Origin of the sequence: Nocardia yunnanensis, from assembly GCF_003626895.1 — a bacterium.
In the GTDB taxonomy this organism is placed as follows: domain Bacteria; phylum Actinomycetota; class Actinomycetes; order Mycobacteriales; family Mycobacteriaceae; genus Nocardia; species Nocardia yunnanensis.
This window is the reverse complement of the sequence record NZ_CP032568.1, coordinates 855,848-868,261: the sequence shown is the minus strand read 5'-3', so window position 1 is coordinate 868,261 and position 12,414 is coordinate 855,848. Positions and strand designations below refer to the sequence as shown.

The window sequence follows — 12,414 nt, the reverse complement described above, 5'->3', positions numbered from 1 at the left end:
GCACAGCTCGCTTCGCAATGTAGCGCACGTGGGGAAGGCACATCGTGACCAATACCGAAGCCGCGGGCACCGCTCGCAAGACGGGGACCCGCAAATCCGCCGGGACCGCCGCGAAGGCCGCCGGAAAATCGGAACCGGCCCCGGCGACCGAGCTCGAGGTCCGCAATCCGGCGACGGGGGCGCTGGCGGGCACGGTGCCCATCGATACCGCCGACACGGTGGCCGCCAAGGTGCGCGAGTTGCGCGCGCACCAGCCCGCCTGGGAGGCGCTGGGCCCCGACGGGCGCAAGGAATGGCTGCTGAAGCTGCAGGACTGGTTGGTGGACAATACCGATCGCCTCGCCGACGTGCTGCAGTCCGAGACCGGCAAGGCCCGCGTGGACTCGCTCATCGACCCGGCGTTCTCGGTCGATCTGACCGGCTATTACGCCCGCCGCGCCGCGAAATTCCTTGCCGACGAACATCCTTCGCCGCACAGCCCGCTGGCCCGGGTCAAGCAGCTGACCACGGTGTTCCGGCCCTACCAGGTGGTCGGGGTGATCACGCCGTGGAACTTCCCGCTGGCCATGCCGGTCATCGACGTGATCCCGGCGCTGGCGGCGGGCGCGGCGGTGATCCTGAAACCCTCCGAGGTGACCCCGCTTTCGGCGGTCGAGCTGGCGCGCGGCTGGCGCGAGATCGGTGCGCCGCCGGTGTTCGAGGTCGTCACCGGCGCGGGTGAGACGGGCGCGGCCGTGGTCGGGAACGCCGACTACATCCAGTTCACCGGTTCCACCGCCACCGGCCGCAAGATCGCGGCGGCCTGTACCGAGCGCATGATCCCGTTCAGTCTCGAACTGGGCGGCAAGGATCCGGCCATCGTGCTGGCCGACGCCGACCTGGATCGCGCGGCGCACGGCATCGCCTTCGGCGGGCTGTTCAACGCCGGGCAGGTGTGCATCTCGGTCGAACGCGTCTACGTGGAAGCGCCCGTGTACGACGAGTTCCTGGCGAAGCTGACCGCCGCGGTGCGGGAGATCCGCCAGGGCGTGGACGGCCGCAAACCCGAGTTCGACATGGGCGCGCTGGCCAACGAGAACCAGGCGCAGATCGTGCAGCGGCATGTCGAGGACGCGGTGAAGGCGGGCGCGCGGATCACCACGGGCGGCAAACGCACCGGTGTCGGAACGCTTTTCGAGCCGACCGTGCTCGCCGACGTCGACCACACCATGTCCTGCATGACCGAGGAGACCTTCGGCCCCACCCTGCCGGTCATGAAGGTGGCCGACGAGGCGGAAGCCGTTCGGATGGCCAATGATTCGATCTACGGCCTGTCCGCGTCGGTGTGGTCGGGCGACAAGGATCGCGCCGAACGCGTTGCGCGGCAATTGAACGCGGGCGCGGTGAACATCAACGACGTCTTCGCCAATATGTTCAGCTTCGCCCTGCCCATGGGCGGCTGGGGACTGTCGGGTACCGGCGCCCGCTGGGGCGGGGCCAATGGCGTCCGCAAGTACTGCCGCCAGCAGGCCATCACCAAGCCGCTGCTGCCCACGCAGACCAAAGAGCCGCTGTGGTTCCCGTATTCGCCCGCCAAGCTGACCGTCGCCATGGCCGCCATGCGGGCCGCCGGCACGCGCGGCCTGCGCCGGATCGACCTGCCCGCCATCATCAAGACCGTTCGGGGGATGTAGATGTCCGACTTCGCGACCATTGCCGGGAAGGTCGTCGTCATCACCGGCGGCGCGCGCGGCATCGGCCTGGCCACCGCCACCGCGCTGCAGGCGCTGGGCGCCAAGATCGCCATCGGCGATATCGACGAGACCACCGTCAAGGAGTCCGGCGCGGCCCGGGGTTTCGACGTCTACGGCACGCTCGACGTCACCGATCCGCAGTCGTTCACGGACTTCCTCGACGAGGTGGAGCGGCGCCTCGGGCCGATCGACGTGCTGATCAACAATGCCGGCATCATGCCCACCGGGCGCGTGGTGGACGAGCCGGACCAGATCACCCGCCGCATCCTCGACATCAACGTGTACGGCGTGATCCTGGGCTCCAAGCTGGCCATCGCGCGCATGCTGCCGCGCGGGCGCGGGCATGTCATCAATATCGCCTCGCTCGCGGGCGAGAGCCACATTCCGGGCCTGGCCACCTACAACGCGAGCAAGCACGCGGTGCTGGGGTTCACCGACACCCTGCGCGAGGAGTACCGGGGCACCGGCGTGGAGTTCTCCTCGGTGCTGCCGACATTGACGAAAACCGAACTGGGCACCGGGATTTCGCTGCCCAAGCTGATGCGCCCGGCCGAGCCGGAGGAGATCGCCGACGCGATCGCCAAGTTGATCGCGTCGCCGCGGGCCAAGGCGCGCGTCACCGCGGTCGCGGGCCTCATCGCACAGGTGGTGGGCCTGCTGCCGCAGTCGGTGGGCGATGCCATCGGGCGGGCGCTGGGCTCGCAGTCGGCCTTCCTCGACGATGTGGATTCCGACGCGCGCAAGGCCTACGAGCATCGGGTGCGTGACTAGTACGCCGTAGGGTCGGCGGCATGGGTAGCAGGAGCGCGGTTTTCGCCGGATTGTCGACGCTGGATCTCGCCTATGCCGTCGACCGGTATCCCGCCGAGGACTCCAAGACCCAGGCCGGCGACCTGTTCCTGGGCGCGGGCGGACCGGCCGCCAATGCCGCGGTCGCCTACGCCTTCGTGTCCGGGCGAACCCCGGCGCTGGTCACCGCGCTGGGCAAACACGCTCTGGCGGAACTGATCCGGGGCGATCTGCGCGCACACGGCGTCGCCGCGCGCGATCTCACCCCGGACGGGGACCAGCAGCCGCCGGTCTCGTCGATCATCGTCGCCACCGGGGCCGCCACCCGCACCATCGTGTCGCTGGACGGCTCCCGGATCCATCCGGAACTCGACGACGCCGCGATCGAATTGCTGTCTACCGCAACGGTTCTGCTGCTGGACGGCCACTATCCGCGCCCGGCGCTGCGGCTGGCGGCGGCGGCCCGGGCGGCGGGCGTGCCGGTGGTGCTGGACGCCGGGCGCTGGCGACCCGTGCACACCGAACTGCTGTCCGCCGTCGACATCGCCATCTGCTCCCACGCCTTCGCACCGCCCGGGGTGTCCGAGGGTTCGGCCGATGCGGTGCTGGACTTCCTGCACGCGGCCGGACCACGCTTCGCCGCGATCTCCCATGGCGGCGCGGCCATCCGCTACTCGATGCCCGGGGACCGCGGTGCGATTCACGTCCCCGCCGCCCCGGCCGTCGACACGCTCGGTGCGGGCGACATTCTGCACGGAGCGTTCTGCCACTTCTACGAACGTGATGCGGATTTCCCGTCGGCGTTGCGGCAGGCGGCCGAGATCGCCACCCTGTCCTGCCGGTACGTCGGCACCCGGGAATGGATGCGCCACCACGCTTCTCAGTCGATGCGGTAGCCGCGTCCCGCCTTGCGCAACACCAGATCGGCGCGGGCGCGGGTGGCTTCGACCAGCGCGGCATTGCGCAGATCGCTCTGGGCGACTTTGGTTTTCGCCGCCTCCGGCGTCCGGCCGCCGCGAATGTGCCTGCGCAGCAACCGTTGTTCGATGATCGGCCGCGGCACGTCCAGGTACCAGGTCTCGTCGAGCAGCGGGCGCACCTCGGCCCACTCCGGGTGGGCGCGATCGTCTAGCAGCAGGTAGTTGCCCTCGGTGACCACGATGCTCGCCGCGTCGATGACGACACCGCCGGGCACCGGTTCGTGGACCTCGCGATCGTAGGTGGGCCAGGGCACGGGCACGCCGAGCGCGGTCTCGCGCACCGTGCGCAGCAGCGCGACATAGCCTGCGGCGTCGAAGGTATCGGGTTCGCCCTTGCGGTCCAGGACGCCGAGGGCGCGCAGTTGGGTATTGGTCAGGTGGAAGCCGTCCATGGGCGCGACCTCCGCGATCCGGGTGCCGGCGGCCAGGTTCAGTTCGTCGCGAATGCCCCGGGCGAGCGTGGATTTGCCCGCGCCGGGCGGCCCCGCGATCCCGAGTAGAAACCGACCGGGCTGCCCGTCCGCGCGGCGGCGGACGCGAGCCGCCAACTCCGCCAAGGAGGTTTCGACACTGCCGCGTATCGCCACTCCTCAACCCTACGGGTCCTCAGCGCGCGTCTTCGGGAATGGCGCGCACCAGCGCCCGCAGGTCCGCCTCCAGCAGTCGCGACAGCCAGTAGGTCACCACGAACGCCAGCACCCCGCCCACGCTGAGCACCCGCAGCGGCACGATCACCAGCCACAGATCCGCGGTGGACACGAACGTCATGCTGGCCACCCCCAGCAGCGGCACCGAGGCGGCCGCGGCCAGATACACATTGCTGCGCCGAGCCAGCGCCGAGAGCTGCCGCCGATCGGCGGGCCCCACCGAGCCCCGCGCCAGCAGTTGCGGATACAGCGCCCGCATGGCGTACACCGCGATCAGGAAGAACGGATAGGCCAGCGCGATGGTCGCGCACACCACCTGGGCGGTGAAGAAATGCCAGAAGGCGTTGTGCGGCAGGTGCGCTCCCGCGGCCTGCAACGCCAGCGGCCAGGCGATCCCGGCGATCATCCACATGGCGAACGGAATCCACACCGCCCGCTCGGCCATCAGCAGCGTGTCGGACCGGGCGCGCGCCAAGCGCTCCGGACCGTAGTCGTGGCCGCGGGCCAGCCGATAGGACAGCGTCAGCGGGCGGCGCGCCAGCCACAGCAGCAGCACCGCCGCCAGCGGGAAGGTGATGGCATTGTTCAACAACGCCACCTGCGCGAAGCGATGCTGATCGGCCACCGACAGCTCGTCCACGATGAGGCTCTTGTTGATTCGCACGTTGTACCAGCTGGCCATGGCATTGGGCAGGCCCACGCACAGCGCCGCGATCGGCACCGGCCAGCCGCGCACCCGGTCCCACAGACTGTGCGGCGGCGGGTCCACCAGATCGCGGGCACGCGCGTCGAGGCACAGGTCCAGCTGCCCGGCCAGCTGGCCGCCGCTCTGCCAGCGCCGCGAGGGTTCGGGCCGCAGGCAATCCAGCAGTACCCGGCGCAGCGCGGCGGGGGTGTCGGCGGGCAGCGCGGCCAGGCTCGCCGCCGGCACCCCGGCCATGCGCCGGGCGAGCAGGCCGGCCACGGCGTCCTCGCTGTCGGAGGGCTCCTCGAACGGTAGTGTGCCGGTGAGCATTTCCCACAGCACCAGCCCCAGCGAATAGATATCGCTGCGCGTGTCGGGCGCGGGTGCGGTGGAGTCCAGCAGCACCGCCAGCGCCTCCGGCGACCGGTAGCGCAGGGTCTCGGCCGGATTCGGCTCCGGTCCGGTGCTCAGGTACACCGGTCCCAGCGCGAAGTCCGCGAGCTTCGGCACGCCCTCGGCCGTGAACAGCACGTGCACGGGCCGGATGTCGTGATGCAGCGTGCCCTGCCGCTGCCCGTGCTCGAGCGCGTCCGCCAACCGCCGGCCCACCCACGCCACGGTCTCCGGCCAGCTGAATCCCGCGATCTCGGTGCGCACCGGCGACCCGGCGGGCCTGCTCTCGCCCTTGGCCTCCATGGCCGCGTCGATGGCCCGCAGCAGCAGCCGGCCGTCCACGCTGTCGCCGGCCGCGCGTTCGGCGCGCAGATGAGCCAGCACGCCCTCGGCCGTGCCGCCGGGCAGATACTGCATGTACAACAGCCGCAACGGTTTTCCGCTGCTGCCGTCGGCGATGAGACGCTGATCGAAGACGCGCACGATGTGCTGGTGATCCAGCTGGGCGACGGTGTCGCTGTCGCTGTCCACGCCCGACTCCACCCGCACGGCCACCAGCCGCTGCATGGATCGCTGCCGGGCCAGGAACATGCGGTGCCCGTTGCGGCCGCCGAGATCGGTCAGCAGGTCGAAATCGTCGAGGCGACGGCCGATTTCGATGCCGTCGGGCAGCATGGGCGGCGCGGGCACCGCGGGCTCGCCGTCGAAGCGCCGCCGGATCTCCGTGGTGACCTCCGGGTATTCGCGCGTGAAGCTGTCGAGGTCGACGGGCCGGAATCGGTTGCGCGCCAAGAACTCCTCGCACACTAGATCCGCGAAGGCCGGGCTGTCGCCCAGCTCCGGGAATTCCGCGCGATAGTCGGCGACCCGTTTCTCCAAACCGGCGCGCCGCCAACGCTGCCGCATGTCGACCCGCACCAGATCGGTGAGCACGGCCAGCCGCACCGCCGCGGCGTCGGGCAGATATCCGGCCAGCCGGGGTGGGACGCCGCGATCGCCGCGCAGGGTCGATTCCCAGTCGGCGGCGAAGCGGGCGAGGGCTTGCGCCGGTGACTCGCTCACGGCGGCGACCCCGCGCTGTCGGCCGGCTCGGCCGGTGAGACCACCCGTTCCAGCGCCGCCAGGTCCGCCTCCAGCGCCCGGAACATGACGTAGGCCGCCACGAACGCGGCGATGCCGCCCACGCTGAGCACCCGCACGGCGACGATCACCTGCGGGATATCGTCCGGCGGCAGGAAGGTCACGCCCGCCACGGCGAGCAGCGGAATCGACGCCGCCACCGCCAGATACCGGGTGCAGCGGCGGCCCAGCCGATGCAGGCACGCCGCGTCGCCGGCGCTGATGTCGCCGTGCCGCAAGAACATCGGATAGATACACCGCATCAGATAGAAGGTCACCAGGAAGAACGGGTACGCCACCGCGATGGCCCCGCACACCACCAGCGAGATAAGGAAGTGCACGATGCCGCGCACCGGCAGATCGCTGGCGGTCAGCCGCAACGCCAGCGGGAAGGTGACGCCGGCCACCACCCACAGCGCGAACACCACCGACGAAATCCGTTCACCGGCCAGCAGGACGTCGGCTCTGGCCCGGCTCAACGTCTCCGGATCGTATTCACGGCCCTTGCGCAACCCGCGCGGCACCAGGATCACATATCGGCACAGGTAGGAGATGAGGGCGGCGCCGAGCGGGAAGAACACCAGGTTCACCGTGGTCGTGGTGAGCACGAACGTGTGCATGGCCGACCCGGTGAGATGGCTGATGATGAAGGCCCGGTTGTGCGCGATGTTGTACAGCGACGCCAGGATGTTCGGCACCGCCACCGCCAGCACCACCAGCGGAATCAGCCACGGCCGCAAGCGCATTCGCCAACTGTGCGGCGGCGGATCGACCAGGTCGCGGGCGCGGGCGTCCAGGCACAGGTCGAACTGGGTGGCCAGTACCGAACCGCTGGCCCAGCGCTGGTCGCGGTCGGGGTCCAGGCAGCTCAGCAGCACCCGGCGCAGCGCCGCCGGGCAGTTGGCGGGCACCCGGTCCAGGGCGACGGCGTCGACCCCGCCGCGGCGGCGCGCCAGCATCGCCTCGAGGGTGGTGCGGTCACCGTGGTCGCCGGGCCCGGCGGTGCTGTCGTCGAAGGGTTTCGCCCCCGTCAGCAACTCCCACAGCACCACGCCGAGGGAGAAGATGTCGGCGCGGGTGTCGAGGTCGGCGGCGCTGCGGGCGGCGCCCGGATGACAGGCCTCCAACTGTTCGGGCGACATGTACGACAGCGAACCACCGAAGTAGGCGACCGGGCTGGTGCCGTCCAGATTCCGGCTGAAACTGATATTGAAATCGGCCAGTTTCGGGACCGCTTCGGCGGTGAGCAGTACGTTCGCCGGTTTCACGTCCCGGTGCAGGACGCCGTGCCCGTCCGCGTAGTCCAGCGCCTCGGCCAGCCGGCGGCCCAGCCACGCAACGGTTTCCGGCCAGCTCAGGCCCGCGATCTCGGCGCGCACACTCGAATCGGTGGGCCGGATCTCGCCCTTCTCCTCCATGGCGGCGTCCACCGCGTCCAGCAGCAGTTGCCCGGTGCGTTCGGCGGGCGGCGTGGCCCGCACCCAGCGCAGCACCCCCAGCAGGGTGCCGCCGGGCAGGAACTGCATGTACAGCAGCCGCAGCCGCCGCCCGGACTCGGTGCGCAGATCCGACATCAGCCGCTGGTCGAAGACCCGCACGATGTAGTCGTGGTCGAGCTGCGCCAGGGTCTGCGGTTCGGTGCCGTGGTCGGCGGAGATCTTCACCGCCACCAGCCGTTGCAGCGACCGCTGCCGGGCCAGGAACACCCGCGCGAACGCGCCGGAACCGAGACTGGTCAGCAGATCGAAATCATCGATGCGCTGGCCGATTTCGATGCGATCGAGCAGTTCGCCGGTGTCCGGGACGGCGACGCCGCCGGTGACGCGGGTGCGGTCGACGGCGGTGCCCACCGACTGCGAGGGCTCCTCGAACAGGGTCGCCTCGCCGGGTTCGGGCACCCGGGTGGAGTCGCCGTCGAAGGGGTCGCCGACCTGGAAGGTCTCCTCGCTCGGCAGCCGGGTGGACGGGTCGAGGGTGCGTTCGCCGCGCGTCGACTCCTCCAGGACCGCGCGCCGGGTGCTCTGGTCCTCGTCGTCGGCATTGAGCAGTTCCCGCAGCTGGGCCGCCTGGTGCGGGTATTCGCGCAGGCAGTCGCGCGGGTCCACCCGTTCGCCGCTGTGGCGGCGGATCACGAACTCCTCGTAGACCAGTCCGGCGGGCAGGTCGTCGGCGGTGAGCTCGGCGAACTCGGCACAGTAGTCGCCCAGCCGCCGAGGCGCGGCCGACCGCCCGGCGCCGGGGCGGCGCAGCCAGCGATGCCGCATGTCCACCCGGATGAGTTCGATGAGCGCGGTCCGGCGCAGCGTGCTGGCGTCGGGCAGATAGTCGGCGATGCGCGGGGGTGCGGCGGCGGCGTCCCAGGCCGCGGCGAAGGCGGCGACCGCCGTGAATTCCGTTCCGGCCGTGAAACCCCCGGAACGATGGTCGGAACCAGAAGTCATGTCCGCACCCATCCGGCTCGGCACGGATGTCGTGTATCCGTACTGTCGATCCTAGGGCGTCGCGGAATTCCGAGATTGGGACAAAGAACCCGCCACACCCGACACCATCATCCCCGACGATTAGCGGGAATGATAACTTGCGGCTCACGAGCGGATCACCCGATTTCGACACGAAGCGACGGGGGAACACCAGCATGTACGACGAGGGCACGGCGCTGGCGGCGGAGCACATCACCACGGCGACCACCGAGGAGGTAGCGGTGGCACGCACCACGACCGATCCCGACACTCCGGCCGATTCCCGTCCGCCCGTGGATCTGACCACGGCCGCCGGCACCGCCGCGGCCGTGCAGAACGGCTCCATCTCTCCCGAGGACGCGGTCGAGGCCGCGCTCGCCCGCATCCGGGCCCGGGACCGAAAACTCAACGCGTTCACCCTGGTTCGCGAGGAGGCCGCCCGCGCCGAGGCCCGCGCGGTGGCCGAACGCCAGGACCTGGACATACTGCCGCTGGCCGGGGTGCCGATCGCGGTGAAGAACAATATCGACGTCGCCGGCGAGGTGACCCGCGGCGGCTCGCTGTCGGGCTCCGACACCCCCGCCGACGCCGACCACCCGGTGGTGCGGCGACTGCGCGCGGCGGGCGCGGTGGTCGTCGGGCTGACCACGGTGCCGGAGTTCGGCCTGTGGGGCGTCACCGACGGTCCGGGCAGCATCACCCGCAGTCCCTGGAACACCCGCTTCTCCGCGGGCGGCTCGTCGGGGGGGTCCGGCGCGGCCGTCGGTTCCGGCATGGTCGCCGTCGCGCACGGCAACGACGGGCTGGGTTCGGTGCGCATTCCGGCCGCCTGCAACGGTGTGGTGGGGCTCAAGCCCGGCCGCGGTCTGGTGCCCGCCGAGGTGGGCGTGGACTCGTGGGGCGGGATGACCGAGAACGGTGTGCTCGCAACGACTGTCGCGGATACCGCGCTCATGCTCTCGGTGCTGGCCGACCGGCCCGACCTGGCCGATCTGGAGACGCCGCCCACCCTGCGCATCGGGCTGGCCACCGGCGCGCCGATGCCGCTGACCCACATCGATCTGGCCTGGACCGCCGCCGCCGACAAGGCCGCCGCGGCCGCCTCCCGCGCGGGCCACATCATCGGGGTCGCCGAATTGCCTTATCAGGGCGTGACTTTCGCGCTGCTGCTGCGCTGGCTCGGCAATGCCGCCCGCGAGGCCGCCGTGGTCGCGCACCCGGACCGGCTGCAGCGGCGCACCCGCACCCATGTGGCGCTGGGCAAGGCGGTGTTGAAGACGGGGCTGCTGCGGCCGGCACAGGTGGATCGGGTGGAGGCCCGGCTGCTGGACTACTTCGAGCGCTACGACGTGGTCATCACCCCGACGCTGGCCACCCCGGCGCCGCGCGCGCGGCGCTGGCATTCCCGGCCGTGGCTGGCGAATGTGCTTGCGAACGTGCGGTTCTCACCGTTCACGCCGCTGTGGAATCTGGTCGGCTGGCCGGCGCTGTCGATTCCGATGGGCGTGCATCCGCGCACCGGGACTCCGGTGGCGGCGCAGATCGCGGGCCCGCCCGGCAGCGAATCGACGATTCTGCGGCTGGCCGCTCAGATCGAGGCGGCCCAACCCTGGCAGCGGCTCGCCCCGTAAACCCCGACCGGTGGCGGCAACCTCCGACCCACTGCCGCCACCCGTTCGGGCGTTCGTCGTGTCGTCCGCGCTATTGCGCGGCGGCGACCGGTTCCTTCTCGGCGAAGCCGCCTTCCAGGACGCGCACCGCGAATTCGAGGATGGTGGGCCGATCGTCGTCGGCGCGCCAGGCCACCGCGAGCTCGCACGGCGCGAGACCGGTGAGCGGGCGGGCGGTCAGGCCGGGCCAGCGGTACATGGGCACATTGTTCTCGGCGAGCAGGCACACACCAAGCCCGAGGCTGACGGCCTCGAGACGTTCCTCGGCGGTGGCCGCCTCCGCGCCGATCCGGGCCTGCCGGCCGCCGCGGGCGTCCGCGCCGAGCCAGAAGTCGCGTGCGGCACCGGCTTCGGCGGGCATGGCGATGAACGGCTCGTCGATCAGGTCGGCGAAGTCGATGGTCTCGTGGCCCGCCAGCGCGTGGTTCTCCGGCAGCAGCACCCAGCGCGGCTCCGTGCGCAGCACCTGCCAGCGGTAGCGGCTGGTGTCGGGTACGGGCAGCCACATGAGCGCCAGATCGGCCTGTCGCCCGGCCAGGCCGCTGGACGGGTCGGTCCAGGACGCGGAGTGCAGGGCGAGCCGGTGGCCGCTGGCGCTCTCCAGGTCGGTGATCAGGCCGCGCCCGATGGAGGACTGGATGCCGACGCGCAGCACCTCACCCGCCTCCTGCAGGGCGACATTGGTGACTTCCCACAGCTCCAGGATCTTCCGCGCGCCTTCGAGGAGTTCCTTGCCGGCGACGGTCAGGGCCACGCTGCGCTGATTGCGGTCGAACAGCACGACGTCGAGCTGACGCTCCAGCTGACGAATCTGTCGTGACAGGGTGGGCTGTGCGATGTGCAGCCGCTGGGCGGCGTTCGTGAAATGCAGTTCCTCAGCGACAGCGACGAAATACCGCAGGTCGCGCAAATGCGGGTCCATAGCCCCTTGCTATCAGAATCGGTCTTGATTTTCCAGCCGTATCCGACCCGAAAGTTTGCAACAGGATCAGAAAACAGCCGTCAGGTTTGTTACAGACAGCATAGGGCGCGCCCGAAACATTCTGCTAACCGGACCCGCGAATTCCCAGCCATTGCAAGAACCCTCCCCACCGCCACCAACCGAACACTTGACCAGCACATAACCCCGACGCCCACCCCACCCCCCGATCCCATCACCACCCCCGCGCCCACCCAGCAATCACGCCCCGACCGGCCCGATCCCCCAAACCAACCCCCACCGTGATATTCGTCACATCAACGCCGAAAGCCGCCCCAATTCATGGGACGGCTTCCTGTTTCGGTGCGAAGCCCTGAAAGTCTGACGGGGGTTCGGGGGCGAAGCCCCTGAGAGCTATGAGAGTTATCCCCCATACACCTTCGGGTCGAGGGTGCCGATGTACGGCAGATCCCGGTACCGCTCCGCGTAATCGAGCCCGTACCCCACCACGAACTCGTTCGGAATGTCGAAGCCGACAGCCATCACATCCACCTGCGTGCGCAACGCATCAGGCTTGCGCAGCAACGTCACCACCTCGAGCGAGGCCGGATTGCGGCTGGACAGGTTGCGCAGCAGCCACGACAGCGTCAGACCGGAGTCGATGATGTCCTCGACGATCAGCACATTGCGGCCCGCGATGTCCTTGTCCAGGTCCTTCATGATGCGCACGACGCCCGAGGAGGATGTCGACGACCCGTAGGACGAGACCGCCATGAACTCCATCTGGGTCGGCACGGTGAGCTTCTTGGCCAGATCGGTCATGAAGAAGATCGCGCCTTTGAGCACGCCCACCAGCAGCAGGTCGCCCTCGGGGGCGTCCGCGGGATAGCGCTTGGCGACCAGCTCGGCGAGCTCGTCCACCTTGCTGGCGATCTCTTCCTCGCTGATCAGCACCGACGCGATGTCGTCCCCGTACACGTCCGCTGGTATCCCTTCAGTGATGTGCCGACCCGGCCGCGC

The 12,414-nt window shown here is 70.1% G+C and carries 9 protein-coding genes; 4 read left to right on the top strand and 5 right to left on the bottom strand.

All coding sequences use genetic code 11. The features are described 5' to 3' along the window. The first annotated feature begins 44 nt into the window (after positions 1-44). The 3 genes from D7D52_RS04070 to D7D52_RS04060 are packed head-to-tail and all read left to right on the top strand — an operon-like array spanning position 45 to position 3,418. Positions 45-1,673, top strand: coding sequence for an aldehyde dehydrogenase family protein (locus D7D52_RS04070; protein WP_120735118.1), 1,629 nt, complete (start codon positions 45-47; stop codon positions 1,671-1,673). Beyond that, the gene (locus tag D7D52_RS04065) at positions 1,674-2,504 is read left to right on the top strand and encodes an SDR family oxidoreductase (RefSeq protein ID WP_120735117.1); all 831 of its coding nucleotides are present in this window, start codon (positions 1,674-1,676) and stop codon (positions 2,502-2,504) included. Between the two features lie 20 nt (positions 2,505-2,524). Further along, a complete protein-coding gene (locus tag D7D52_RS04060; protein WP_120735116.1) occupies positions 2,525-3,418 on the top strand; it encodes a PfkB family carbohydrate kinase in 894 nt (297 codons plus the stop codon). On the opposite strand, the gene D7D52_RS04055 is transcribed toward D7D52_RS04060, so the two are convergent. From D7D52_RS04055 to D7D52_RS04045, 3 genes are read right to left on the bottom strand one after another with little or no spacing between them, the layout of a single operon-like run. Continuing rightward, positions 3,403-4,089 (bottom strand): nucleoside/nucleotide kinase family protein, encoded by a 687-nt coding sequence (locus D7D52_RS04055; RefSeq protein ID WP_342775239.1) that lies wholly within the window; start codon positions 4,087-4,089, stop codon positions 3,403-3,405. The genes D7D52_RS04060 and D7D52_RS04055 overlap by 16 nt on opposite strands. A 19-nt stretch (positions 4,090-4,108) precedes the next feature. Then, entirely contained in the window at positions 4,109-6,289 is a 2,181-nt protein-coding gene (locus tag D7D52_RS04050; RefSeq protein WP_120735115.1) for a protein kinase domain-containing protein, read from the bottom strand. Next, positions 6,286-8,787 carry a serine/threonine-protein kinase gene (locus tag D7D52_RS04045; RefSeq protein WP_120743779.1) on the bottom strand — a complete coding sequence of 834 codons (2,502 nt, stop codon included), beginning with the start codon at positions 8,785-8,787 and terminating at the stop codon, positions 6,286-6,288. Before D7D52_RS04045 ends, D7D52_RS04050 begins: the two co-directional genes overlap by 4 nt. Before the next feature lie 194 nt (positions 8,788-8,981). Between D7D52_RS04045 and D7D52_RS04040 the strand changes: the two genes are divergently transcribed. Then, complete coding sequence (locus D7D52_RS04040) at positions 8,982-10,436, top strand: amidase (RefSeq protein WP_120735114.1); 1,455 nt, start codon at positions 8,982-8,984, stop codon at positions 10,434-10,436. A 70-nt stretch (positions 10,437-10,506) separates the two neighbouring features. Here D7D52_RS04040 and D7D52_RS04035 read toward each other — a convergent pair whose 3' ends face one another. After that, positions 10,507-11,397 carry a LysR family transcriptional regulator gene (locus tag D7D52_RS04035; protein ID WP_120735113.1) on the bottom strand — a complete coding sequence of 297 codons (891 nt, stop codon included), beginning with the start codon at positions 11,395-11,397 and terminating at the stop codon, positions 10,507-10,509. A gap of 420 nt (positions 11,398-11,817) precedes the next feature. Continuing rightward, positions 11,818-12,372: a hypoxanthine phosphoribosyltransferase gene (hpt, locus tag D7D52_RS04030; RefSeq protein WP_120735112.1), complete on the bottom strand. Its 555-nt coding sequence runs from the start codon at positions 12,370-12,372 to the stop codon at positions 11,818-11,820. Positions 12,373-12,414: the final 42 nt, after the last annotated feature.

What these genes read in the sequence shown, in the direction of transcription:
- D7D52_RS04040 (WP_120735114.1), top strand. Translation starts at nt 8,982, where the DNA reads ATGTACGACGAGGGCACGGCGCTGGCGGCGGAGCACATCACCACGGCG.
- D7D52_RS04035 (WP_120735113.1), bottom strand. Translation starts at nt 11,397, where the DNA reads ATGGACCCGCATTTGCGCGACCTGCGGTATTTCGTCGCTGTCGCTGAG.
- D7D52_RS04045 (WP_120743779.1), bottom strand. Translation starts at nt 8,787, where the DNA reads ATGACTTCTGGTTCCGACCATCGTTCCGGGGGTTTCACGGCCGGAACG.
- D7D52_RS04060 (WP_120735116.1), top strand. Translation starts at nt 2,525, where the DNA reads ATGGGTAGCAGGAGCGCGGTTTTCGCCGGATTGTCGACGCTGGATCTC.
- D7D52_RS04065 (WP_120735117.1), top strand. Translation starts at nt 1,674, where the DNA reads ATGTCCGACTTCGCGACCATTGCCGGGAAGGTCGTCGTCATCACCGGC.